Annotated in this window: 21 protein-coding genes and 1 riboswitch; of the genes, 14 read left to right on the top strand and 7 right to left on the bottom strand. The window is 70.8% G+C overall.

Annotated elements, in window-relative coordinates; genetic code table 11:
• Entirely contained in the window at positions 1-1,419 is a 1,419-nt protein-coding gene (locus ACFVGW_RS23085) for a sensor histidine kinase (protein WP_385853304.1), read from the top strand.
• Positions 1,412-2,074: a response regulator gene (locus ACFVGW_RS23080; RefSeq protein WP_385853303.1), complete on the top strand. Its 663-nt coding sequence runs from the start codon at positions 1,412-1,414 to the stop codon at positions 2,072-2,074. The genes ACFVGW_RS23085 and ACFVGW_RS23080 overlap by 8 nt, the downstream gene beginning before the upstream one ends.
• A gap of 18 nt (positions 2,075-2,092) precedes the next feature.
• Here ACFVGW_RS23080 and glgX read toward each other — a convergent pair whose 3' ends face one another.
• On the bottom strand, positions 2,093-4,309 hold the full coding sequence (gene glgX / locus ACFVGW_RS23075) for a glycogen debranching protein GlgX (RefSeq protein WP_385853302.1): 2,217 nt from the start codon (positions 4,307-4,309) through the stop codon (positions 2,093-2,095).
• A gap of 217 nt (positions 4,310-4,526) precedes the next feature.
• Between glgX and ACFVGW_RS23070 the strand changes: the two genes are divergently transcribed.
• The 6 genes from ACFVGW_RS23070 (at position 4,527) to ACFVGW_RS23045 (ending at position 11,047) form a co-directional block, all read left to right on the top strand.
• Positions 4,527-5,711 carry an Ig-like domain-containing protein gene (locus ACFVGW_RS23070; RefSeq protein ID WP_385853425.1) on the top strand — a complete coding sequence of 395 codons (1,185 nt, stop codon included), beginning with the start codon at positions 4,527-4,529 and terminating at the stop codon, positions 5,709-5,711.
• A 184-nt stretch (positions 5,712-5,895) separates the two neighbouring features.
• Positions 5,896-7,140 (top strand): Ig-like domain-containing protein, encoded by a 1,245-nt coding sequence (locus ACFVGW_RS23065; protein WP_352189569.1) that lies wholly within the window; start codon positions 5,896-5,898, stop codon positions 7,138-7,140.
• 87 nt (positions 7,141-7,227) lie between these two features.
• Positions 7,228-7,995, top strand: a complete 768-nt coding sequence (locus tag ACFVGW_RS23060; protein ID WP_385853301.1) for an enoyl-CoA hydratase/isomerase family protein — start codon at positions 7,228-7,230, stop codon at positions 7,993-7,995.
• 167 nt (positions 7,996-8,162) lie between these two features.
• Positions 8,163-8,666 carry an ATP-binding protein gene (locus ACFVGW_RS23055; RefSeq protein ID WP_352189567.1) on the top strand — a complete coding sequence of 168 codons (504 nt, stop codon included), beginning with the start codon at positions 8,163-8,165 and terminating at the stop codon, positions 8,664-8,666.
• A 420-nt stretch (positions 8,667-9,086) separates the two neighbouring features.
• Positions 9,087-9,860, top strand: a complete 774-nt coding sequence (locus ACFVGW_RS23050) for a polysaccharide deacetylase family protein (protein ID WP_385853300.1) — start codon at positions 9,087-9,089, stop codon at positions 9,858-9,860.
• On the top strand, positions 9,860-11,047 hold the full coding sequence (locus ACFVGW_RS23045; protein WP_385853299.1) for a hypothetical protein: 1,188 nt from the start codon (positions 9,860-9,862) through the stop codon (positions 11,045-11,047). The genes ACFVGW_RS23050 and ACFVGW_RS23045 overlap by 1 nt, the downstream gene beginning before the upstream one ends.
• 54 nt (positions 11,048-11,101) lie before the next feature.
• Here the strand turns inward: ACFVGW_RS23045 and ACFVGW_RS23040 are convergent, their stop codons facing one another.
• Positions 11,102-11,740 carry a GNAT family N-acetyltransferase gene (locus ACFVGW_RS23040; protein WP_385853298.1) on the bottom strand — a complete coding sequence of 213 codons (639 nt, stop codon included), beginning with the start codon at positions 11,738-11,740 and terminating at the stop codon, positions 11,102-11,104.
• Positions 11,741-11,845: 105 nt separating this feature from the next.
• On the opposite strand from ACFVGW_RS23040, the gene ACFVGW_RS23035 reads away from it, so the two are divergent.
• Positions 11,846-12,061, top strand: coding sequence for an EF-hand domain-containing protein (locus tag ACFVGW_RS23035; protein ID WP_352189563.1), 216 nt, complete (start codon positions 11,846-11,848; stop codon positions 12,059-12,061).
• Between the two features lie 60 nt (positions 12,062-12,121).
• Here ACFVGW_RS23035 and ACFVGW_RS23030 read toward each other — a convergent pair whose 3' ends face one another.
• From ACFVGW_RS23030 to gcvT, 5 genes are all read right to left on the bottom strand, one after another.
• On the bottom strand, positions 12,122-12,277 hold the full coding sequence (locus ACFVGW_RS23030) for a hydrophobic protein (protein ID WP_385853424.1): 156 nt from the start codon (positions 12,275-12,277) through the stop codon (positions 12,122-12,124).
• A 93-nt stretch (positions 12,278-12,370) separates the two neighbouring features.
• Positions 12,371-13,741, bottom strand: coding sequence for an L-serine ammonia-lyase (locus ACFVGW_RS23025; RefSeq protein ID WP_385853297.1), 1,371 nt, complete (start codon positions 13,739-13,741; stop codon positions 12,371-12,373).
• Between the two features lie 150 nt (positions 13,742-13,891).
• The gene (glyA, locus tag ACFVGW_RS23020; RefSeq protein ID WP_383222122.1) at positions 13,892-15,151 is read right to left on the bottom strand and encodes a serine hydroxymethyltransferase; all 1,260 of its coding nucleotides are present in this window, start codon (positions 15,149-15,151) and stop codon (positions 13,892-13,894) included.
• 20 nt (positions 15,152-15,171) lie between these two features.
• On the bottom strand, positions 15,172-15,552 hold the full coding sequence (gcvH, locus tag ACFVGW_RS23015; protein ID WP_260227860.1) for a glycine cleavage system protein GcvH: 381 nt from the start codon (positions 15,550-15,552) through the stop codon (positions 15,172-15,174).
• A 77-nt stretch (positions 15,553-15,629) separates the two neighbouring features.
• The gene (gene gcvT, locus ACFVGW_RS23010) at positions 15,630-16,757 is read right to left on the bottom strand and encodes a glycine cleavage system aminomethyltransferase GcvT (RefSeq protein ID WP_385853296.1); all 1,128 of its coding nucleotides are present in this window, start codon (positions 16,755-16,757) and stop codon (positions 15,630-15,632) included.
• 159 nt (positions 16,758-16,916) lie between these two features.
• A riboswitch (glycine riboswitch) is annotated at positions 16,917-17,019 on the bottom strand.
• A 140-nt stretch (positions 17,020-17,159) separates the two neighbouring features.
• On the opposite strand from gcvT, the gene ACFVGW_RS23005 reads away from it, so the two are divergent.
• The 5 genes from ACFVGW_RS23005 (at position 17,160) to ACFVGW_RS22985 (ending at position 22,703) form a co-directional block, all read left to right on the top strand.
• Positions 17,160-17,831: an AAA family ATPase gene (locus tag ACFVGW_RS23005; RefSeq protein WP_385853295.1), complete on the top strand. Its 672-nt coding sequence runs from the start codon at positions 17,160-17,162 to the stop codon at positions 17,829-17,831.
• Between the two features lie 91 nt (positions 17,832-17,922).
• Complete coding sequence (locus tag ACFVGW_RS23000) at positions 17,923-18,663, top strand: enhanced serine sensitivity protein SseB (protein WP_352189557.1); 741 nt, start codon at positions 17,923-17,925, stop codon at positions 18,661-18,663.
• 40 nt (positions 18,664-18,703) lie between these two features.
• Positions 18,704-19,492, top strand: coding sequence for an enhanced serine sensitivity protein SseB C-terminal domain-containing protein (locus ACFVGW_RS22995; protein ID WP_383222128.1), 789 nt, complete (start codon positions 18,704-18,706; stop codon positions 19,490-19,492).
• A gap of 310 nt (positions 19,493-19,802) precedes the next feature.
• A complete protein-coding gene (locus ACFVGW_RS22990; RefSeq protein ID WP_352189555.1) occupies positions 19,803-20,807 on the top strand; it encodes an ABC transporter permease in 1,005 nt (334 codons plus the stop codon).
• Between the two features lie 129 nt (positions 20,808-20,936).
• Complete coding sequence (locus ACFVGW_RS22985) at positions 20,937-22,703, top strand: ABC transporter substrate-binding protein (RefSeq protein WP_383222132.1); 1,767 nt, start codon at positions 20,937-20,939, stop codon at positions 22,701-22,703.
• The last annotated feature ends 53 nt before the right edge of the window (positions 22,704-22,756 follow it).

The following is a 22,756-nucleotide window of genomic DNA, read 5'->3' as shown; positions in this document are numbered from 1 at the left end:
ATGGGGGAGACGATGACGGCGGCGAAGGCGGCGGCGACGGCGAAGGCGACGACGGTCGAGGAACGCTGGCAGCAGTTCTTCCGCTGGGGTCCCTACGGTCTGCTCGCCCTCGCCACGGTCCTCGCCGCCGGGGCCGCCGACCTGATCATGGACGGTTCGGAGCCGGTCGCCGCCGCCGTCCTGGTCGTCGCCGCCCTCGTCCTCCAGGCGGGATGGGAGTTCCTCCGGCGCCGCGCGGTCGCGCACGGGACCACGCTCCCGACCGCCGCCTCGGCCACCCCCGCCTCGGCCACCCCCGCCTCGGCCACGCCCGCCCCTGCCGGCGTCGGCGCCGACGACTCCACGGCCCAGCTCATCCCCGGCGCCCCCGGCCCCGCGTCCCTCTGCTACTTCGTCCTGCGTACCGCCCTCGCGTTCGTGCTCACCTGGCTCAACCCGTTCTTCTCGGTCTACGCCTGCATCGGCTTCTTCGACGCCCCGCAGCTCCTGCCCCGCCGCCTCGCCCGCGCCGGACTCCTGTGCACCGCCGTCATCATGGCGGGCGCGCAGTCCGGCGGTCTGCCGCCCGCGGCGCTCGTCAACTGGTTCGCCTTCGGCGGCCTCTTCGCCCTCAACGCCTGCCTCGCCATGGTCTTCTCCCACCTCGGTACGAAGGAGGCCGAGAAGGCCGCCGAGCGTGCCGCCACCATCACCGAGCTCGCCCGCACCAACGCCCGGCTGCAGGAGGCCCTCTCCGAGAACGCCGCCCTGCAGGCCCAACTCCTGCTCCAGGCCCGGGAGGCGGGAGTCGCCGACGAACGGCGCCGCCTCGCCGCCGAGATCCACGACACCATCGCCCAGGGACTGACCGGCATCATCGCCCAGCTCCAGGTCGTCACCGTCACCCCCGACCCCGGCATCGCGCGCGTCCACGTCCAGCGCGCCGCCGACCTCGCCCGGCACAGCCTCGGCGAGGCGCGCCGCTCCGTGCAGAACCTGAGCCCGGTCGCCCTGGAGCACGACAGCCTCCCCGAGGCGCTGGAGAAGACCGTCGCCACCTGGTCCGAACGCACGGGCATCGCAGCCCGGTTCACCGTCACCGGTACGCACGAACCCCTCCACGACGAGGTCTCCGCCACGCTGCTGCGGATCGCCCAGGAGGCCCTCGCCAACGCCGAGCGCCACTCCGGCGCCTCACGGGCCGGCGTCACCCTCTCGTACATGGGCGACGAGATCACCCTCGACGTACGGGACGACGGGCACGGCTTCGACCCCTCGCGCGTCCCCGCCCGCTCCGCCACCGCCGACGGCAGCGGCGGCTTCGGTCTCGACGGCATGCGCTCCCGGGCCGAACGCCTCGCCGGCTGCGTCACCGTGGAGGCGGCGCCCGGCGAGGGCACGGCGATCTCCGCCCGCGTACCGTTGGTGCACCATGGCTGACCGTACGAGCATCACCCTGCTGATCGTCGACGACCACCCCGTCGTACGCGACGGCCTGCGTGGCATGTTCACCGCGCCCGCCGTCGGCGAGCCCGGCTTCGACGTCCTCGGCGAGGCGGCCGACGGCGTCCAGGCCGTCGAACTCGCCCTGCGCCTCGACCCGGACGTCGTCCTCATGGACCTGCGGATGCCCGGCGGCAACGGCGTCGACGCCATCGCCGAGCTGACCCGGCGCGGCGCCCGCTCCCGGGTCCTCGTCCTCACCACGTACGACACCGACACGGACACCCTCCCCGCGATCGAGGCGGGCGCCACCGGCTACCTCCTCAAGGACGCGCCCCGCGAGGAGCTGTTCGCCGCGGTCCGGGCCGCCGCCGAGGGCCGTACCGTCCTCTCCCCGGCCGTCGCCTCCCGGCTCGTCTCGCGCGTCCGCACCCCTGCGGCCCCCGCCGAGGAGACGCTCTCCGCCCGCGAACGCGAAGTCCTCGAACTCGTCGCCAGGGGGACCTCCAACCGCGCCCTCGCCGCCGAACTCTTCATCAGCGAGGCGACGGTGAAGACCCATCTGACGCACATCTACGCCAAGCTGGGGGTCAAGGACCGGGCGGCCGCGGTCGCGGTCGGGTACGACCGGGGCATTCTGGGCCGCGGCTGACAGGGCGCGCCCGCCCCCTCACCCCCCGACCCTCAGCAGCCACACCGACCGCGCCCCCACCGTCACCGTCGTCCCGCCCGCGTGGACCGTCCCTGGGGGCCGTGACTGGTCCTCCAGGGCGGTGTCCAGGACCAGTTCGTACGACTCCGCCCACGGTGGTCCCGGCAGCCGGTACTCCACCGGACGGGACCCCGCGTGCAGGATCGCGAGGAAGCTGTCGTCGGTGACCTGCGCGCCGCGCTCGTCACGGCCCGGGATGTCGCGGCCGGAGAGATAGAGGCCCAGGGTCGCCGCGGGCGCGTACCAGTCGGCCTCCGTCATCTCCGTGCCGTCCGACGTGAACCACGCCAGGTCCCGCAGCCCGTCCGCGCCCTGCGGCCGACCCGAGAAGAACGCGCGGCGGCGCAGCACCGGATGGTGGTGGCGCAGCGCGAGCAGCCGCCGGGTCAGGGCCAGCAGCCCGGCCCGCCCCGGGTCCTCGGGCAGCGACCAGTCCAGCCAGCTCGTCTCGTTGTCCTGGCAGTACGCGTTGTTGTTGCCGCCCTGCGTGCGCCCCATCTCGTCGCCCGCGACCAGCATCGGCACCCCGGTCGACAGCAGCAGCGTCGTCAGCAGGTTGCGCAGCTGCCGCAGCCGCAGCCCACCCACCTCCGGATCGTCGCTCTCGCCCTCCGCCCCGCAGTTCCAGGCCCGGTTGTCGTTCGTGCCGTCCCGGTTGCCCTCCCCGTTGGCCTCGTTGTGCTTCCGTTCGTACGTGACGAGGTCCCGCAGCGTGAAGCCGTCGTGGGCCGTGACGAAGTTGACCGAGGCGTACGGCCGCCGCCCGCCCCACGCGTACAGGTCGCTGGAGCCCGACAGCCGGTAGCCCAGATCCCGTACGTCGGGCAGCGCGCCGCGCCAGAAGTCCCGCACCGCGTCGCGGTAGCGGTCGTTCCACTCCGTCCACAGCGGGGGGAACGCGCCGACCTGGTAGCCGCCGTTGCCGACGTCCCACGGCTCGGCGATGAGCTTGACCCGCCGCAGCACCGGGTCCTGGGCGATGACCGCCAAAAAGGGGGAGAGCATGTCGACGTCGTGCATCGAGCGGGCGAGCGCCGCCGCCAGGTCGAAGCGGAAGCCGTCGACGCCCATCTCCGTCACCCAGTACCGCAGCGAGTCCGTGATCAGCCGCAGCACCTGAGGCTGCACCACGTGCAGGGTGTTGCCGCAGCCCGTGTAGTCGGCGTACCGGCGGGCGTCGGACTGGAGCCGGTAGTAGCCCCGGTTGTCGATGCCCTTGAGCGACAGGGTCGGCCCCAGTTCACCCGCCTCGGCCGTGTGGTTGTAGACGACGTCGAGGATGACCTCGATGCCGGCCGCGTGGAGCGCCCGCACCATCCGCTTGAACTCGCCGACCTGCTGCCCGGTGGTCCCCGAGGAGGAGTAGCCGGCGTGCGGGGCGAAGTAGCCGATGGAGTTGTAGCCCCAGTAGTTCCGCAGCCCCCGCAGCAGCAGATGGTCCTCGTGCGCGAACTGGTGCACGGGGAGCAGCTCCACGGCCGTCACCCCGAGCCGGACGAGATGGTCCAGGGCCGCCGGATGCGCGAGGCCGGCGTAGGTGCCGCGCAGTTCCTCGGGGATGCCCGGATGGAGCCGGGTGAAGCCCTTCACGTGCAGTTCGTAGATGACCGAGTCCGGCCAGGGCGTCTTCGGCCTGCGGTCGTCCGACCAGTCGTCGTCGTCCAGGACGACGACACCCTTCGGTACGTGCGGGGCGGAGTCCCGGCCGTCCCGCACGGTGTCGGCCACGTGCTGCTGAGGCCAGTCCCGCACGTGCCCGTACACCTCCGGCGGCAGGACGAAGTCTCCGTCCACGGCCCGTGCGTACGGGTCGAGGAGCAGCTTCGCCGGATTCCAGCGGGCGCCCGTCCACGGGTCCCAGCGGCCGTGCACCCGGAACCCGTACCGCTGCCCGGCACCCACCCCGGGCACGAAGCCGTGCCAGATCTCATGGGTCAGCTCGGTCAGCGGGAGCCGGCTCTCCGCCCCGGAGGCGTCGAAGAGGCAGAGCTCGACGGCCTCCGCCCCGCCGGCCCACAGCGCGAAGTTGGTCCCCGCCACGCCGTCCGGTCCGACCCGGCAGCGCGCCCCCAACGGCGTGGGAGCGCCCGGCCACACCACCGGCCGGGCCTGCTCCGGGGCAGGCGGGAGCCCCACTCCGTCCCGTACCGCCTCCTGCTCGGCTGCGCTCGACACCTGTCGGCCTCCCGCGGCTCGTCGGGCCTCGCGCGGCACGGGTACCGCGGCGTCCCGGCCGCGGCTCCCCGCACGGGGCCTCCCACCTGTTCTGCCCGTACCGCCGTACTCCCAACATGACCCGCACGCACGTTTCCCCTGGAGGGTGGCCGTCGTTGGGCTGAGCGTGACACTTGTATGGAAGCGGGCGGGCCACGCCCTCGCGGTGGCGGCACTGATGGCGGGCCTGGCCGGGTGCACCGGCACGGGCGAGGGCGGCGGTGGTGGCGGTGGGGGAGGTATCGACCTGCCGCTGCCCGGGAAGGCGCGGGCACCGGGCGACGTCATCCGGATCAGTCCGGAGGACGGCAGCAGGGGCGTGCCGGCCGAGGGGCCCATCGAGGTGAAGGTCGACAGCGGCCGTCTGGAGCGGGTCACCGTCGTCCGGGTCGAGGACGCGCAGCGGGTCCAGGTGCCCGGCGAGATCAGCGAGGACGGGCTGCGCTGGCGGCCCAAGGCGGACTCCAGGCTCGCCCTGGCCGCCAAGTACAGCGTGGACGCCGTGGCGCTCGACGCGCACGGGCGGCGCTCCGCCCGGCACTCGACGTTCACCACCGTCGTCCCCGAGCGCCGCTTCATCGGCTACTTCAAGCCGGAGAACCGTTCCACGGTCGGCACCGGCATGATCGTCTCGATCGGCTTCAACCGGGCCATCGAGAACCGCGACGCCGTCGAACGGGCCATCAAGGTCACCTCCGACCCGCCGGTCGAGGTGGTCGGCCACTGGTTCGGCAAGGAGCGGCTCGACTTCCGCCCCGAGGAGTACTGGCGGCCCGGCACCAAGGTGACCGTCGAGCTGGCGCTGCGCGACATCGAGGGCGCGCCGGGCGTGTACGGCATCCAGAGCAAGACGGTCGGGTTCACGGTCGGGCGCTCCCAGGTCTCGGTGGTCGACGCGGCCGAGCACACGATGAAGGTCCACCGGGACGGCGCGCTGCTCGCGACCGTGCCCATCACGGCCGGGGCGCCCAAGACGACGACGTACAACGGGAAGATGGTCGTCACGGAGCTCTTCGACGTGACGCGGATGGACGGCAGGACGGTCGGCTTCGGCGGCGAGTACGACATCAAGGACGTGCCGCACGCGATGCGCCTCACCAGCTCCGGAACGTTCCTGCACGGCAACTACTGGGCCGACCCCTCCACCTTCGGCTCGGCCAACGTGAGCCACGGCTGCGTCGGCCTGCGGGACGACAAGGGCGGCAGCCCGGACTCCCCGGCGGGCTGGTTCTTCGACCGTACGCTCATCGGCGACGTCGTCGAGGTGGTCAACTCCCGTGACCGAAAGGTCGCTCCCGACAACGGCCTCGGAGGCTGGAACATGGAGTGGGACGAGTGGACGGAGGGTTCCGCTCTGCGCTGAGCCCGTCAGCCCCTCGCCGACCGGTCCCACGTGCACGGTTCCTGGTGCAACTGGGACTGAACGGTGACATTCACGTGGAACTTTCGTGTCCTGCGGTGTGATTATCTATCGCCGTGCGTGCGATGGATGCGCGCGGGGGTGCAGGCCGTGGTGAGACCAGGCCGTGCGAGGGGAGACGACCATTTTGAACGGGCAGCCGATATCGGCCGGGGTGGGGCGCGGACGGCGACGCGGGGGCGCGCGTCTGCAGGCCCTGGCTGCGGGGGCGTTGCTCCTGGTCCTGACGGCGTGCGGGGGCGGGGACCCGGCCGACGGGGGCAAGGGCGGACAGGATCCGGCGCAGGGCGGCAAGCAGGAGATCGCCGCGTCGAAGGCGGTCGTCACGATCGCTCCGAAGGACGGCGCCGACTCGGTCGCCACCAGCGGGGTGCTGAAGGTGACGGCCGAACAGGGCAAGCTGACGACCGTCACGGTCGCCGACAGCAAGGGCGCCGAGGTCGAGGGCAAGATGGCGGCGGACGGCGCCAGCTGGCAGCCCGTCGGCCACCTCGCCGCCGGTACCGAGTACAAGGTCCACGCGGTCGCGCAGGACAGCGAGGGCCGTGAGTCGGCCAAGGACACCACCTTCACCACGCTCGTCCCGAAGAACACCTTCATCGGCCACTACACGCCCGAGGACGGCTCGACCGTCGGCGTGGGCATGCCGGTCTCCATCCGCTTCACCCGGGGCATCACCGACCCTGAGGCCGTGGAGAAGGCCATCAAGGTCACCGCGACGCCCGCCGTGCAGGTCGAGGGCCACTGGTTCGGCAACGACCGCCTCGACTTCCGACCGGAGAACTACTGGGCCGCCGGCACCAAGGTGACCGTCGAGCTCAACCTCGACGGCGTCGAGGGCCGCCCCGGCGTCTACGGCAAGCAGAAGAAGAAGGTCTCCTTCACCATCGGCCGCCGCCAGGTCTCCACGGTCGACGCCAGCGCCAAGACCATGAAGGTCGAGCGCGACGGCAAGATCATCAAGACGATCCCGATCACCGCGGGCGCGCCGTCCACGACCACGTACAACGGTCAGATGGTCATCAGCGAGAAGTACAAGGTGACCCGGATGAACGGCGCCACCGTCGGCTTCGGCGGTGAGTACGACATCAAGGACGTGCCGCACGCGATGCGTCTGTCCACCTCGGGCACGTTCGTCCACGGCAACTACTGGGCCTCGTCGGGCACCTTCGGCTCCTCCAACGTCAGCCACGGCTGCGTCGGTCTGCGCGACGCGCGCGGCGCGGGGGACAGCAGCACCCCGGCGGCCTGGTTCTACGACCGCTCGCTCATCGGCGACGTGGTGGTCGTGAAGAACTCGAAGGACAAGCAGATCGCCCCGGACAACGGCCTGAACGGCTGGAACATGTCCTGGTCGGAGTGGATCAAGTAGGGCCTCCGAGCCTGTCACTGCGAGGGACCCGGTGCTGTGAGCAACAGCACCGGGTCCCTCGTCGTTAACGGCGGCTAACCTGCCGCTATGACTGTGAACCTCGAAGTCGCCGAAGGCGTCGGCACGATCCGCCTCGACCGCCCTCCGATGAACGCCCTCGACATCGCCGTCCAGGACCGGCTGCGCGAGCTTGCCGAGGAGGTGACCGACCGCGACGACGTGCGGGCCGTGATCCTGTACGGCGGCGAGAAGGTGTTCGCGGCCGGCGCGGACATCAAGGAGATGCAGGTCATGGACCACGCGGCCATGGTCAAGCGGTCGCGCGCGCTCCAGGACTCCTTCACCGCGATCGCCCGGATCCCCAAGCCCGTCGTCGCCGCGATCACCGGCTACGCCCTGGGCGGCGGCTGCGAACTGACGCTCTGCGCCGACTACCGGATCGCCGCCGACAACGCCAAGCTCGGCCAGCCCGAGATCCTGCTCGGTCTGATCCCGGGCGCCGGCGGCACCCAGCGGCTCTCCCGGCTCATCGGCCCCTCCAAGGCCAAGGACCTCATCTTCACCGGCCGGATGGTCAAGGCGGACGAGGCCCTGTCGCTCGGTCTGGTCGACCGGGTCGTCCCCGCGGCCGAGGTGTACGAGCAGGCGCACGCCTGGGCCGCGAAGCTCGCCCAGGGTCCGGCCATCGCCCTGCGCGCCGCGAAGGAGGCGATCGACCAGGGCCTGGAGGCCGACATCGACACCGGCCTCGCGATCGAGCGCACCTGGTTCGCGGGCCTGTTCGCGACCGAGGACCGGGAGCGCGGGATGCGGAGCTTCGTCGAGGAGGGCCCGGGCAAGGCCAAGTTCGTCTGACCGGTGGCGGCGGGCGACGGTCTCCCGGGTGCGTTCCTCACGTACTCGCGAGTACCTTCGCCCGCCTCTGGCATATGCCGGAGGAATTTCGCGGAATTGTTGATTCCGGTGGTATCGATTCCTCCGGAACGCCCACGCGGCCTCGTCCGCCCGGCCATGATGGGGGCATGGCGGGCCTGGAGGGTGTGGAACAACCGCGGCAGCACAGCGGTGCGACCGCCGCGCGGTGGGTACCGGCCGTCGAGGACGAACAGGCCCTCAAGGCACTGGAGTTGTACGGGAATCCGGCCGAGGATGACGTCCGGCTGCCGTCCCGTCCCGAGTCCGCCGCGGTGGCCCGCCGGCTCACCCAGTGCGTCGTGCTGCGTCAGTGGGCGCTGACCCCGCAGATCGCGGAGCACGCGGTTTTACTCGTCTCGGAACTCGTCGGCAACGCCGTGCGCCACACCGGGGCGCGCGTCTTCGCCCTGCGGCTGCTGCGCCGCCGCGGCTGGATCCGCATCGAGGTCCGTGACCCCTCGCGCGGTCTGCCCTGTCTGATGCCGGTCCAGGAGATGGACATCAGCGGCCGCGGGCTCTTCCTCGTCGACAAGCTCTCCGACCGCTGGGGTGTGGATCTGCAGCCGCGCGGCAAGACCACCTGGTTCGAGATGCGGGTCTCCGACCGCTGACCCTCGCTCCGGTGTCGGCATCCGGCGTCGGCATCCGCCTGGCTCCGGATGCACAGAAGCCCCCGTTCGCCGCTGTGGGGCGCCTGGGGGCTTCCGTGAGACGGCCGTGGATCGGGGGGGTGTAATCCACGGCCGTGAAGACGACCTGGCCCGGGTCAATGGGGGTCGTGGCTCCGACTATGGCAGACAGCGGGCCTTGTCGCCAAAAGTCCCTATAGGGTCAAATTCGGTCATACCGGCATAGTTTACCGATGAATCGTTGGTGACGTGGAGCACCACCCTTATAAATGGTGAATAAGTATGGTGTTCATCGGGTGTTTCCTCGCCGCGTCCGCATGTCGGACGCCCGACGGAGGCCTGCAAACGTCCTGAATTGGCCCAATCGTTATTTTTCGGGCATCTCACCCTTTTAATGGGCGCGTGACCCTCACCGACCGTCGCGCCGCACTGCGGGCCGGTGCGGCGGCCGCCCTCGCGGGAGCCCTCACCACCGCCTGCGGCACGGAGACCGGCCCGCCGCCGCGACGCCCCGCGCCGCGCGGCCCCGACCCCGCCGCGAAGCCCGCCGCACCGGCCCCCCGCCGGTTCGCCGGCCGCCCCGCCGAGATCGAGAGCGGCCCCCGCGACCGCCCCCGGGTCGCCCTCACCTTCCACGGCGCGGGAGACCCCGCCCTCGCCCGCGCCGTGCTCGCCGAGGCCGAGAAGGGCGGTGCCCGGGTCACGGTCCTCGCCGTCGGGGAATGGCTCGACCGGTACCCCGAGATCGCCCGCCGGATCCTCGACGGCGGTCACGACCTCGGCAACCACACCCAGCACCACCTCGACGTCAACGCGATGACCGAGGCGGAGGCGTACGCCGAGATCGCCGCCTGTGCCACCCGGCTGCGCCGCCTCACCGGCTCCGTCGGCACCTGGTTCCGGCCCTCCCGGACCCGCCACGCCTCCGAGACCGTCCTGCGCGCGGCCGCCCGCGCCGGCTACCCGCACGTCCTCTCGTACGACGTCGACTCCCTCGACCACACCTCGCCCGGCGGACCGGCCGTCGTCCGCACCGTCACCGGACAGATCCGGGCCGGCTCCGTGGTGAGCCTGCACCTCGGCTACGCGGACACCCTCGCCGCGCTGCCGCCCCTCCTCGCCGACCTCGACCGCCGCGGCCTGCGCGCGGTGACGACCACGGAGCTGCTGACCTGATGCTGCCTCTCACCACGCGTACGAAGAGCCTCCTCGCCGCCGCCCTGCTCGCCGCGCTCGCCGGATGCGGCATCGCCGACGAGGGGCCCGAACCCCGGGGCGGTGCCAAGAAGGAGGCCGCCGCCGTCCCCGCCCCGCCGAAGAAGGCCGCCCCGGCGGGACTGCCCGGCATGCCTCCGGTCCTCGACCCGGACGACATCTACGCGGCGGACCGGCCGGGCAGGCTCTCGCCCGTCGTCAAGGACTTCCCGTCCCGGGTCTACGTGCCCAACACCAACTCCAACACGGTCTCCGTCATCGACCCGGCGACGTACAAGGTCATCGAGACCATCCCGGTCGGCGTCCAGCCCCAGCACGTCGTCCCGTCCTGGGACCTGAAGACCCTCTGGGTCAACAACAACCGCGGCCACACGCTCACCCCGATCGACCCGGCCACCGGCGTGGCGGGCAAGCCCGTCGAGGTCCACGACCCGTACAACCTGTACTTCACGCCCGACGGGAAGTACGCCGTCGTCATGGCCTCCCTCGACCGCGAGCTGGTCTTCCGCGACCCGCACACCATGGAGCGGAAGAAGTCCGTCCCGGTCTCCTGCTACGGCGTCAACCACGCCGACTTCTCCGCGGACGGCCGGTACTTCGTCGTCTCCTGCGAGTTCTCCGGCGAACTCCTGAAGGTCGACACGGCGAAGATGGAGGTGATCGGCCAGCAGAAGCTGCCCCTGCAGGGCGCCATGCCGCAGGACGTGAAGATCTCCCCGGACGGCAAGACGTTCTACATCGCCGACATGATGGCCCACGGCATGTGGGTCCTGGACGGCGAGAAGTTCACCACACCGCGGCTGATGCCGACCGGCAAGGGCGCCCACGGCCTCTACATCTCCCGCGACTCCAAGGAGATGTACATCCCCAACCGCGGCGAGGGATCCATCTCGGTCTTCGACTTCGGCCAGAACAAGCTGACCAAGAAGTGGCATCTGCCGAACGGCGGCTCCCCGGACATGGGCGGGGTCTCCGCCGACGGCAAGGTGCTGTGGCTGTCCGGCCGTTACCACTCCGAGGTGTACGCGATCGACACCACGACCGGTGAGCAGCTGGCCCGCATCCCGGTCGGCGGCGGCCCCCACGGCCTCGCCGTCTACCCCCAGCCCGGCCGCTACTCCCTGGGCCACACGGGCGTCTTCCGCTGACCCTGGCGGCCCCGGTGGCCCCGGTGGCCCCGGTGGCCCCGGCGGCCGCGAGCGTCAGCCCGCCGTCAGAAGGGCCTCGGAGGCCACCGGACGGTACCCCGCCGCCTGGAAGACGCGGACACTGCGGGCGTTGCCGGGGGACTGCTGCGCCCACACCACGTCGCCCGGCGTCAGATGCCGGGCGGCGAGGGCCAGCGCCCGGCCGATCCCGCGGTGCCTGACGTCCTCGTCGACCTCGATCGCCGCCTCCCAGCGGCCGGCCACGCCACGTCCCAGGATCACCACCCCGCCGTCGGCCGCCCACACCCGTACGTCGTCGCGGAACTTCAGCGCCCGCGCCACCCGGGGGTGCTCCGGGTCCTCGATCTCCCGCAGCGACAGCTCCGGCTCCCCGGGCAGCGCCGGGGCGACCGTCAGCAGGTCGATGGTGTTCATCCGCCGGCCCGTGTGCCGCATCAGGGCGAGCAGGAAGCCCGGGTTCATCGAGGCGGCCAGCGGGTCACTGGAGGTAGCCGCCAGCTCCGCCCGTACCCAGGCGGGATCCGCGTCCGTGAAGACGACCGAGTGCGCGGTGAAGGCGAGGACGCCGGCGTCCCGGTCGTTCGGCGGCGGGACGACGGTCGTCGTACCGTCCGGCGGCGGGAACCGCCCCCGCGCCGCAGCCGCCAGGATCCGTGCCACGTCGTCGCTCATACCCCCATGATCTCCCACGATCCGCCAGTGGCCCGGCGGCCGGACCCGGCGGACCGCCCGATAATCTTTCCCCCGTCATCGAAGCATCGAGAAGGGGCGGAATCAGTGGCGGACATCGAGTCGGCACGCACGGCGTTCGAGCGGTTCGACGTGGACGGGGACGGCCTCATCACGGCCGCCGAGTACAAGAGCGTCATGGCTCAGCTGGGTGACTTCAACGTCACCGAGACGGTCGCCGAGGCGCTCATCAAGCAGCGCGACGACAACGGCGACGGCAAGCTCTCCTGGGACGAGTTCTGGGCGCACCTCAACAAGGCCTGACCCACCGGAAGCGGGACGGGCGGCGAACGAATCGCCGCCCGTCCGGTCCGCCGGTGAGCATCACCAGCGATACCAACGCGCCCCGCTGCTGCGCATGAAGAACCCGAGCAACCACAGCACCAGCACGGCGATGGCGACGAACCAGAGCGCGTCGGCCGCGAACCCGACTCCGAAGAGGATCAGGACCAGGGCCAGCACGATGAGCAGCGGGATCATGGCGACACCTCCGCGATAGTGGGTCCCCGAGCGGGTGCCCACGATCCCGCGCCGCATGCGCGGCTTCCGGGCCGACCGGGTCGGCCCGAAGGCTCAGCACTCGATGATGTTCACCGCCAGACCGCCGCGGGCGGTCTCCTTGTACTTGACCGACATGTCCGCGCCGGTCTCCTTCATCGTCTTGATGACCTTGTCGAGCGAGACCATGTGGCTGCCGTCGCCCCGCAGGGCCATCTTCGCCGCCGTGACCGCCTTCACCGCCGCCATGCCGTTGCGCTCGATGCACGGGATCTGGACCAGGCCGCCGACCGGGTCGCAGGTGAGGCCGAGGTTGTGCTCCATGCCGATCTCGGCCGCGTTCTCGACCTGCTCCGGGCTGCCGCCCATGACCTCGGCGAGGGCGCCCGCCGCCATCGAGCAGGCCGAGCCGACCTCGCCCTGGCAGCCGACCTCGGCGCCGGAGATCGAGGCGTTCTCCTTGAAGAGCATGCCGACCGCGCCGGCCGCGAGGAGGAAGCGGACCACGCCGTCCTCGTCGGCTCCGGGCACGAAGTTCATGTAGTAGTGCAGGACCGCCGGAATGATGCCCGCCGCGCCGTTCGTCGGGGCGGTGACGACGCGGCCGCCCGCCGCGTTCTCCTCGTTCACGGCCATCGCGTAGAGCGTGATCCACTCCATCGCCAGCGACGCCGGGTCGCCCTCGGAGCGCAGCTTGCGAGCCGTGTTCGCGGCGCGGCGGCGGACCTTCAGGCCGCCGGGCAGGATGCCCTCGCGGGACATGCCGCGCGAGACGCAGGCCTGCATGACCCGCCAGATCTCCAGCAGACCCGCCCGGATCTCGTCCTCGGTGCGCCAGGCCTTCTCGTTCTCCAGCATCAGCGCGGAGATCGACAGACCGGTCTCCTTCGCCAGGCGCAGCAGCTCGTCGCCCGTACGGAAGGGGTACTTCAGGACCGTGTCGTCCGGGACGATCGGGCTCTCGCCCTCGACCGCGTCCTCGTCCACGACGAAGCCGCCGCCGACCGAGTAGTACGTCTTCTCCAGGACGAGCGCGCCCTGGGCGTCGTACGCGAAGATCGTCATGCCGTTGGCGTGGTACGGCAGCGCCTTGCGGCGGTGCAGGATCAGGTCCTCGTCGAAGTCGAAGGGGACCTCGTGCGCCCCGAGCAGGTTGATCCGGCCGCTCGACTTGATCCGCTCGACCTCGTCGTCCGCCGACTCGACGTCGACCGTGCGCGGAGAGTTGCCCTCCAGGCCCAGCAGGACCGCCTTCGGCGTGCCGTGGCCGTGGCCGGTCGCGCCCAGCGAGCCGTACAGCTCGGCCCGTATCGACGCGGTGTGGGCGAGGAGCCCCTCGTTCTTCAGCCGGCGGGCGAACATCCGGGCCGCCCGCATCGGGCCCACCGTGTGGGAGCTGGACGGGCCGATGCCGATCGAGAACAGGTCGAAGACCGAGATGGCCACGGGGAACTCCTTGTGGGGGGCTAGACGCCGTTGTCTGCCGGGGTGGTGCAGAACAGCAGGAAAAGGGGGTGGGGCACCGCGCTCACTGTCCAGTGTGCGCGGTGCCCCGGAAGTTTCGTACGACGTGCTTGGGAACTAAAGCGTACGAAATTACTTCAGGCCGGGGTACAGCGGGTGCTTCTGGGCGAGTGCGGTCACCCGGGCCTTCAGCGCGTCGGCGTCGAACCCGGGCTTCAGGGCCTCAGCGATGATGTCGGCCACCTCACGGAAGTCCTCGGCGTCGAAGCCGCGGGTCGCGAGCGCCGGCGTACCGATGCGCAGACCCGAGGTGACCATCGGCGGACGCGGGTCGTTCGGGATCGCGTTCCGGTTGACGGTGATGCCGAGCTCGTGGAGGCGGTCCTCGGCCACCTGGCCGTCCAGCTCGGAGTTGCGCAGGTCCACCAGGACCAGGTGCACGTCCGTGCCGCCGGACAGGACCGAGACGCCGTGCGCGGTGACGTCGTCCTGGACCAGACGCTCGGCGAGGATCCGGGCGCCGTCCAGCGTGCGCTGCTGGCGCTCCTTGAACTCCTCCGAGGCCGCGATCTTGAAGGAGACGGCCTTGGCCGCGATCACGTGCTCCAGCGGGCCGCCCTGGAAGCCGGGGAAGACCGAGGAGTTCATCTTCTTGGCGAACGCCTGCTTCGCCAGGATGACGCCGCCGCGCGGGCCGCCGAGGGTCTTGTGCGTGGTGGAGGTCACCACGTCCGCGTACTCGACCGGGTTCGGGTGCAGACCGGCCGCGACCAGACCCGCGAAGTGGGCCATGTCGACCCAGAGGAACGCCTCGACCTCGTCGGCGATCCGGCGGAACTCGGCGAAGTCCAGCTGACGCGGGTAGGCGGACCAGCCCGCGATGATCACCTTGGGGCGGTGCTCCTTGGCCAGCCGCTCGACCTCGGCCATGTCGACCAGGCCGGCGTCGTCCACGTGGTACGCGACCACGTTGAACTGCTTGCCCGAGAAGTTCAGGCGCATGCCGTGGGTCAGGTGACCGCCGTGGGCCAGGTCCAGGCCGAGGATCGTGTCGCCGGGCTGGGCCATCGCGAAGAGCGCGGCCTGGTTCGCGGACGCGCCGGAGTGCGGCTGGACGTTCGCGTACTCGGCGCCGAACAGGTCCTTGATCCGGTCGATGGCGATCTGCTCGGCCACGTCGACGTGCTCACAGCCGCCGTAGTAGCGGCGGCCCGGGTAGCCCTCGGCGTACTTGTTGGTGAGGACCGAGCCCTGGGCCTCCATGACCGACAGCGGAGCGAAGTTCTCCGAGGCGATCATCTCGAGGGTGGACTGCTGGCGGTGGAGCTCGGCGTCGACCGTGGCGGCGACTTCCGGGTCCAGCTCGTGGAGAGGGGTGTTCAGCACAGACATGAATCGATCCCTAAGGGGTCTCAGTTCCCGGCGGAGAACTCGGCGTACGCGTCGGCGGTCAGCAGGTCGTCCGGCTCTCCGGTGACGCGCACCTTGAACAGCCAGCCACCCTCGAACGGAGCGGTGTTCACCAGCGACGGGTCGTCCACCACGTCCTGGTTGGCCGCCACGACCTCACCGGTGACCGGGGAGTACAGGTCGCTGACGGACTTGGTCGACTCCAGCTCGCCGCAGGTCTCGCCCGCGGTCACCGTGTCGCCGACCTCCGGGAGCTGGGCGTAGACGACGTCACCGAGCGCGTTGGCCGCGAACTCCGTGATGCCGACCGTCGCGACGCCGTCCTCGGCGGCCGACAGCCACTCGTGCTCCTTGGTGTAGCGCAGCTGCTGGGGGTTGCTCATGACCTGATTCTCCTGGATCGGACGAGTGCTGATGAACGTGGGTCTTGCGGGGTGAGACGCCGAGCGAGACGGATGCGTCACTTCTGGCGCTTGTAGAAGGGCAGCGCCACGACCTCGTACGGCTCGTGGGTGCCGCGGATGTCCACACCTACACCCTGCGTGCCGGGCTCGGCGTGCGCCGCGTCCACGTACGCCATGGCGATCGGCTTTCCGAGCGTGGGCGACGGCGCACCGGAGGTGACCTCGCCGACGACCTGACCGTCCGCGACGACGGAGAAGCCGGCGCGCGGGACGCGGCGGCCCTCGGCGATCAGGCCGACCAGCTTGCGCGGCGGTGCGGTCTCGGCGCGCTCGGCGGCCTTCTCCAGCGCCTCGCGGCCGACGAAGCGACCCTCGTTGGTCGTCTTCTCGAACTTCACGACCCGGCCGAGGCCCGCGTCGAACGGGGTGAGCGAGGTCGTCAGCTCGTGCCCGTACAGCGGCATGCCCGCCTCCAGGCGGAGCGTGTCACGGCAGGAGAGGCCGCACGGGATCAGGCCGACCGGGGCTCCGGCCTCGGTCAGGGCCTTCCAGACGCCCTCGGCGTGCTCCGGCTTCAGGAACAGCTCGAAGCCGTCCTCGCCGGTGTAGCCGGTACGGGCGATCAGCGCGGGGACCCCGGCGACCGTGCCCGGGAGGCCGGCGTAGTACTTCAGACCGTCCAGGTCGGCGTCGGTGAGCGACTTCAGGATGCCGGGGGACTCCGGGCCCTGGACGGCGAGCAGGGCGTACGCGTCCCGGTCGTCGCGCACCTCGGCGTCGAAGCCGGCCGCGCGCCCGGTCAGCGCGTCGAGGACGATCTGCGCGTTGGAGGCGTTGGCGACGACCATGTACTCGGTCTCGCCCAGGCGGTACACGATCAGGTCGTCGAGGATGCCGCCGTCCTCCTGGCAGATCATCGTGTAGCGGGCGCGGCCCACGCCGACCGTGGAGATGTTGCCGACCAGGGCGAAGTCGAGGAGCTCGACGGCCTGCGGGCCGGTGACGGTGATCTCGCCCATGTGGGAGAGGTCGAAGAGGCCCGCCTTGGTGCGGACGGCGTTGTGCTCGTCACGCTCGCTGCCGTAGCGCAGCGGCATGTCCCAGCCGGCGAAGTCGGTCATGGTCGCGCCCAGGGAGCGATGCAGGGCATCGAGGGCGGTCAGACGGGGGGCAGACGTGCTCATGGGTGGCTCCCGGGTCCCAAGGGCGGAAAACATGACGGGCGAGGACGTCCTCCCCATCTGTCATGGAACCTGAGAGGTTCACCGAGGGCATCTCGTCTCCGAGAGTTCGGCTTGCACCTTGGGTGGGAACGCCGGGGGCGTCCCGCTTTTCAGATCTGCCTCATCCACGCGGTACGGGGCCTGAGAGATTCAAGGGAGGGTCTTGCTCCTTCGGCGCCCGGGGCCCACCGTGGTGGTTCCGGGACTCTCCCGCGCGGATTCGAGCGGCCGGTATGCGGTTGTGTGCGCTTGGCGCGCACATCATTGCATGCGGTGTCCGATCGGCAAATCGCTTGTGCCTCATTACCCCTTCTTTACACTTTGTGGGGAGGGGGTCTCCGGCACCCGACAGGGGGAGAAAAGATGACGTTCCAGCACAGCGGCGCATACGCGACGGGCACGGGCATACCGGCCCAGCGCGCCCGCGCCAGGACGCGAAGGCGCCGCTTCGCCGCGCCCCTGTTGCGGGACCTGCGCGAGCGCGGCGGCCGGGGCCCCCGGACGCTCGCCTTCGCCGCGGGGGACCTCGTGGTCGTCTCCGGGCTGCCCGGAAGCGGCAAGTCGACCCTGATGCGGCGCGCGGCCCAGGACCTGGGCATCGACTCCCAGGACGCCCGCGAGCGCTGGGAGGCCCGGCTCCCCGGCTTCCTGCCGTACGCGGTCTACCGCCCCCTGGCCCGGATCGCCCACTACGCCGGGCTGTGGCGGGCGCTGCGCTCCGGGCGGAGCGTCGTCGTCCACGACTGCGGCACCCAGTCCTGGGTGCGGAACTGGCTGGCCCGCGAGGCCCGCCGCCGCGGCCGTGCCCTGCACCTGATCCTGCTCGACGTCACCCCCGACACCGCCCGCGAGGGACAGCGCGAGCGCGGCCGCGGGGTCTCCGGGTACGCCTTCGCCCGCCACCGCCGGGCCGTCGGCCGGATGATCGGCTCCGTCGAGTCGGGCCGCCTGCCCCGCGGCTGCGCCTCGGCGACCCTGCTCGACCGGGACGCCGCGGGCGCTCTGCGCACGATCGCCTTCCGCGCCGCCCACTGAGTACTTTTGGCCACGACGACATCAGGGCGGCGTTAGGGTTCTGCCCCGAGGGCGTCGTGACCAGGGCGCGCGAGAAGGGGATACGGGAACCGTGGACGTTACGTGGCCGGGCAACGAGCTCGAAGAGGTCCTCGCGGCCTCGCTCGGCAACGCCTCCGCCGGAGGCCGGCTCGTGGAGGTGCTCGGCCGGAGCCCCGTCTGGGTGCCACTGCCCAACGGCGGCAGCCCCGAGAGCCGGGACCTCGACCTGCCCACGCTGGAGATCGACGGGCTCCCGTACGTCCCCGTCTTCAGCTCCGAGCAGCAGTTCCTCGCCTGCGTCGGCAGCCACATGTCCTTCACCGTCGCGCCCGCCCGTGAATTCGCCCGCGGTCTGCCCCCGCAGCTCGGCATCGCCGTGAACCCCGGGGGCACGGTCGGCGCGCCGCTGCCGCCGCCCGCCGTCGCCGAACTCTGCCGGGTCGGCCGCACCCCGCTGGACGGCCCCGCGAGCGGTGGCCGGGTCCGGCTCTTCGAGCCCGACTGGCAGGACGACCCCGTCGACTTCCTCTCCGCCGCGGCCGCCGAGTTCGAGGCCACCGGCGTCGTCCTCTCCGCCCGCCGCGCCCTGGCCAGCGTGGAGGGCACGGAACCGGCCCTCTTCGTCGGTGTCGAGCTCGTCGCCCGGGACGGCATCGACCGGAACGCCCCGCTCGACGCCCTGGGCCGCGCGCTCGGCCGGATCGAGGTCGCCTGGCCCGTCAATCTCATCCTGCTCGACGTCGCGCAGGACCCGGTGGGCGACTGGATGCTGGAGCGGGTGCGCCCCTTCTATCAGCGGGCCTCCCTGTAATTAAGCTGGTGCGGTGGACGGAAGAGGGGCGGGAACCAGGGTGAGCGCGTCAGGCACCGCTGCGGCCGGACAGGTCGAGCACATGCTGCGCCAGGTGGCACCCGGACGCTACGACGCGTACGAGCAGCTGCTGCACGCCCTCGCCGACGGCAGCGTCTGGATGCTGCTCTGGCAGGGCACGCCCGGCGCGCCCGAGGCCCAGTACGGGAACATGGAGGTCGACGGCTTCGGGTACGCCCCGTGCGTCACCTCCGCCCAGGAGCTCGCCGCCTCCGGATGGAACCGCGCCCACGAGGTCGTCACCGGCCTGGAGATCGCCCGCGCGCTCTACCCCGACCGCTGGGGAATCTGGCTCAATCCGCACGACACGGGCGGCGGCGTCGGCATCCCCTGGACCGACCTCCGCCGGATCGCCACCGGTCTCGACCGGATGCCGGCCGGACCGCTGCGGCTCTCGGAGCCCGCGCTGGAGATCCCCCAGTTCTATGCCCTTCTGACCCAGAACGCCCATCGCACCCCGGCCGTCCGGGCGCTGCGCCGCGCCTGGGTGCAGCCCGCGGTGGGATCTCCGTACCTCGCCATCGGTCTCGACCTGTACGACACCTCCGCGGCCTCCGTCGAGTCGGTACGGGCGATGATGCGCCAGTCGATCTCCGCCGTACCCGACGGGCTGCCCGTCTCGACGGTCGCGATGTCCGACGCGTACGACCCCGTCGCGATGTGGCTGCGGGCCAACGCGCGGCCGTTCTACGACCGCGACGCGCACGCCGCCCCCGCGCCGCCCACGCCCGGCTACGGCTATCCTCCGGCCGCACCCCGCACGTACTGATTCGTCCCTTCCGTCACCCCAATTAGCTCCTGCATCCCAGGAGTTGGGTCACATGTCCGTTCTGACCGAATAGCGGGCGAGATGGTCCGCTGACGCGATCTCAGCGTCCGGATAACGGAAGGCAACGAACCGCATCACGGTTGAGCAAACATTCATCGTGAGGTCTGGCGGGTGATCGCGAACCCATTGAAGACTCCCCGGAACACCGGGCGTTCGGCCTCCTGGCCGGTGTCCCGCAGTTGTTCCACCAAGCCGCTACCCGCGGCGGGCAAGGGCCGGCTACCGGCGGCCGAGAGGGGTCCTGACCACGATGACGGCACCACTGCACGAGACGGACGTGGTCGACGCGACCACCGCCGTCGACGCCGTGCCCGACGCGCCGCCGGGCAAGACGATCGAGGGACGCTCTCCCTGGCAGATCGCCTGGATGCGGCTGAAGCGGGACAAGGTCGCCCTCGTGGGCGGCGCGATCGTGCTGTTCCTGATCCTGGTCGCCGTCTGCGCACCGCTCATCGTGGGTCTCCTCGGCCACCCGCCGGACGAGTTCCACGAGGACCAGATCGACCCGCTCTTCGGCACCCCGATCGGCTCCTACGGCGGCATCTCCTCCGACTTCCTGCTCGGGGTCGAGCCGGTCAACGGCCGAGACGTCTTCAGCCGCATCGTCTACGGCGCCCGCATCTCCCTGCTCGTCGCCTTCCTCGCGGCGGTCTTCGCCGTCGTCCTCGGCACGATCCTCGGCATCGTCGCGGGCTACTTCGGCGGCTGGGTCGACGCGGCGCTGAGCCGCGTCATGGACGTCATGCTCGCCTTCCCGCAGCTGCTCTTCACCATCGCCCTGGTCTCCGTGCTCCCCAACGAGCTGTTCGGGATCGAGGGTTCGGGCGTGCGCATCGGCGCCCTGGTGATCGTGATCGGCTTCTTCGGCTGGCCGTACGTCGGCCGGATCGTCCGCGGCCAGACCCTCTCGCTGCGTGAGCGCGAGTACGTGGAGGCCGCCCGCAGCCTGGGCGCCGGCCGGCTCTACATCCTGCGCCGGGAGCTGCTTCCCAACCTGATCGCCCCGATCACGGTCTACGCGACCCTCATGATCCCCACCAACATCCTCACCGAGGCCGCGCTCAGCTTCCTCGGCGCGGGTGTGAAGCCTCCCACCGCTTCCTGGGGGCAGATGCTGTCGAAGGCCGTCAACACCTATGAGGCGGACCCGCTGTTCATGGTGTTCCCCGGCCTCGCGATCTTCATCACCGTTCTGGCGTTCAACCTCTTCGGTGACGGCGTGCGTGACGCGCTCGACCCGAAGGGTGCCCGCTGAGCACCCGCTCGGCACCCACCCGACCGCCCGCACGCCCGTACAGACCCCGCCCCTGCCGCTGGTGACAGGAGGCAGTCAAGACCGGCGGACCGCTTCGACGGCCGCCACTATTCCGGAGGTTGCGAGACCATGACTCTGAACAGCTCTTCGCGGCGCAGAATCGCCGCCGGTGCGCTGCTCGCCGCGGCCACGATGGTCGTCACCACCGCCTGCGGCGGTGGCAGCGGAGACGGCGACAAGGGCAAGGCCGGCGCGGCCGGCTTCAACGCCGCCGTGAACAAGGTCGCCAACGCCTCCGACAAGAAGGGCGGCGAGCTGAAGTTCATCGGCTCGCAGGAGGCCGACTCGTGGGACCCGCAGCGCGGCTACTACGGCTTCGTCTGGGACTTCGCGCGCTACTACACGCGTCAGCTGGTCACCTTCAAGGCCGAGCCGGGCGCCGCCTCCACCGAGCTGGTCCCCGACCTCGCCACCGACGCCGGCAAGGTCTCGCCCGACGGCCTCACCTACACCTTCACGCTGAAGGACGGGGTGACCTGGGAGGACGGCAAGCCGATCACCTCCAAGGACATCAAGTACGGCATCGAGCGCATCTGGGCCCAGGACGTCATCTCCGGCGGTCCGATCTACCTCCAGCAGGTCCTCGACCCCAAGGGCGAGTACAAGGGTCCCTACAAGGACACCTCCGCGGACAAGCTCGGCCTGAAGGCGATCGAGACCCCGGACGACAAGACCATCATCTTCAAGCTGCCGGTCGCCAACGGTGACTTCCTGCAGATGCTGGCCATGCCCGCCGCCTCCCCGGTCCGCCAGGACAAGGACACCAAGGCCAAGTACGGCCTGAAGCCCTTCTCCTCCGGCCCGTACAAGTGGCAGGAGTACACCCCCAACAAGTCGATGCTGCTCGTCCGCAACGACAAGTGGGACGCCAAGACGGACACCGTCCGCAAGGCTCTGCCGGACAAGATCAGCGTCACGTTCACCACGAACGCCGACGACATGGACAACCGTCTGATCGAGGGCGAGTACGACCTCGACCTCAACGCCACCGGCGTCGGCGCGGCGGCCCGTGCCAAGGTGCTCCAGCAGCACAAGGAGAACGCGGACAACCCGCAGACCGGCTTCATCCGCTACGCGGTCTTCCCGCAGACGGTCATCGACAACGTCGAGTGCCGCAAGGCGATCATCTACGCGGCCGACTCCAAGTCCCTCCAGACCGCCCGTGGTGGCCCGCAGGCCGGTGGCGACATCGCCACCAACATGCTGCCGCCGGCGATCAAGGGTGCCGACCCGAAGGCCGACCCCTACGGCAAGCTGGCCGGCAAGGCGGACGTCGCGAAGGCCAAGGAGGCGCTGCAGAAGTGCGGTAAGCCGAACGGCTTCAAGACCACCATCGCGGTCCGCAACAACAAGCCGATCGAGATCGCCACCGCCGAGTCCCTCCAGCAGTCGCTGAAGGCCGTCGGCATCGACGCCCAGATCGACCAGTTCGACGGGGCCCAGACCTCCGGCATCATCGGTTCGCCGAAGGTGGTCAAGGAGAAGGGCTACGGCATCATCATCATGGGCTGGGGCGCCGACTTCCCGTCGGGCCAGGGCTTCCTGCAGCCGCTGGTCGACGGCCGCTTCATCCTGCAGAGCGGTAACAACAACTTCTCGGAGCTGAACGACCCGGCCGTCAACGGCCTGTTCGACCAGGCGCTGAAGGAGACCGACCCGACCAAGGCCGGCGAGCTCTACAAGCAGATCAACACCAAGGTCTCCGAGGCCGCGGTCTACCTGCCCTTCACCCATGAGAAGAACATCATCTGGCGCTCCTCGCGACTGACCAACGTCTACACGGCCGACGCCTACAACGGCCGCTACGACTACTCGTCGCTCGGCGTCATGAAGTAAGTCCAGAGTCAATCCACCCGCTCCAACGGCGCACCACCCGCCGCTAGGTCCGA

The organism is Streptomyces sp. NPDC127129 (assembly GCF_042671585.1).
Classification (GTDB): domain Bacteria; phylum Actinomycetota; class Actinomycetes; order Streptomycetales; family Streptomycetaceae; genus Streptomyces.
This window is presented reverse-complemented; position numbering and strand designations above follow the sequence as displayed.

What these genes read in the sequence shown, in the direction of transcription:
- ACFVGW_RS23060 (WP_385853301.1), top strand. Translation starts at nt 7,228, where the DNA reads ATGACTGTGAACCTCGAAGTCGCCGAAGGCGTCGGCACGATCCGCCTC.
- ACFVGW_RS23040 (WP_385853298.1), bottom strand. Translation starts at nt 11,740, where the DNA reads ATGAGCGACGACGTGGCACGGATCCTGGCGGCTGCGGCGCGGGGGCGG.
- ACFVGW_RS23070 (WP_385853425.1), top strand. Translation starts at nt 4,527, where the DNA reads ATGGCGGGCCTGGCCGGGTGCACCGGCACGGGCGAGGGCGGCGGTGGT.
- ACFVGW_RS23045 (WP_385853299.1), top strand. Translation starts at nt 9,860, where the DNA reads ATGCTGCCTCTCACCACGCGTACGAAGAGCCTCCTCGCCGCCGCCCTG.
- ACFVGW_RS23085 (WP_385853304.1), top strand. Translation starts at nt 1, where the DNA reads ATGGGGGAGACGATGACGGCGGCGAAGGCGGCGGCGACGGCGAAGGCG.
- glyA (WP_383222122.1), bottom strand. Translation starts at nt 15,151, where the DNA reads ATGTCTGTGCTGAACACCCCTCTCCACGAGCTGGACCCGGAAGTCGCC.
- ACFVGW_RS23080 (WP_385853303.1), top strand. Translation starts at nt 1,412, where the DNA reads ATGGCTGACCGTACGAGCATCACCCTGCTGATCGTCGACGACCACCCC.
- ACFVGW_RS22985 (WP_383222132.1), top strand. Translation starts at nt 20,937, where the DNA reads ATGACTCTGAACAGCTCTTCGCGGCGCAGAATCGCCGCCGGTGCGCTG.
- ACFVGW_RS22990 (WP_352189555.1), top strand. Translation starts at nt 19,803, where the DNA reads ATGACGGCACCACTGCACGAGACGGACGTGGTCGACGCGACCACCGCC.
- gcvH (WP_260227860.1), bottom strand. Translation starts at nt 15,552, where the DNA reads ATGAGCAACCCCCAGCAGCTGCGCTACACCAAGGAGCACGAGTGGCTG.
- ACFVGW_RS23055 (WP_352189567.1), top strand. Translation starts at nt 8,163, where the DNA reads ATGGCGGGCCTGGAGGGTGTGGAACAACCGCGGCAGCACAGCGGTGCG.
- gcvT (WP_385853296.1), bottom strand. Translation starts at nt 16,757, where the DNA reads ATGAGCACGTCTGCCCCCCGTCTGACCGCCCTCGATGCCCTGCATCGC.
- ACFVGW_RS23030 (WP_385853424.1), bottom strand. Translation starts at nt 12,277, where the DNA reads ATGATCCCGCTGCTCATCGTGCTGGCCCTGGTCCTGATCCTCTTCGGA.
- ACFVGW_RS23005 (WP_385853295.1), top strand. Translation starts at nt 17,160, where the DNA reads ATGACGTTCCAGCACAGCGGCGCATACGCGACGGGCACGGGCATACCG.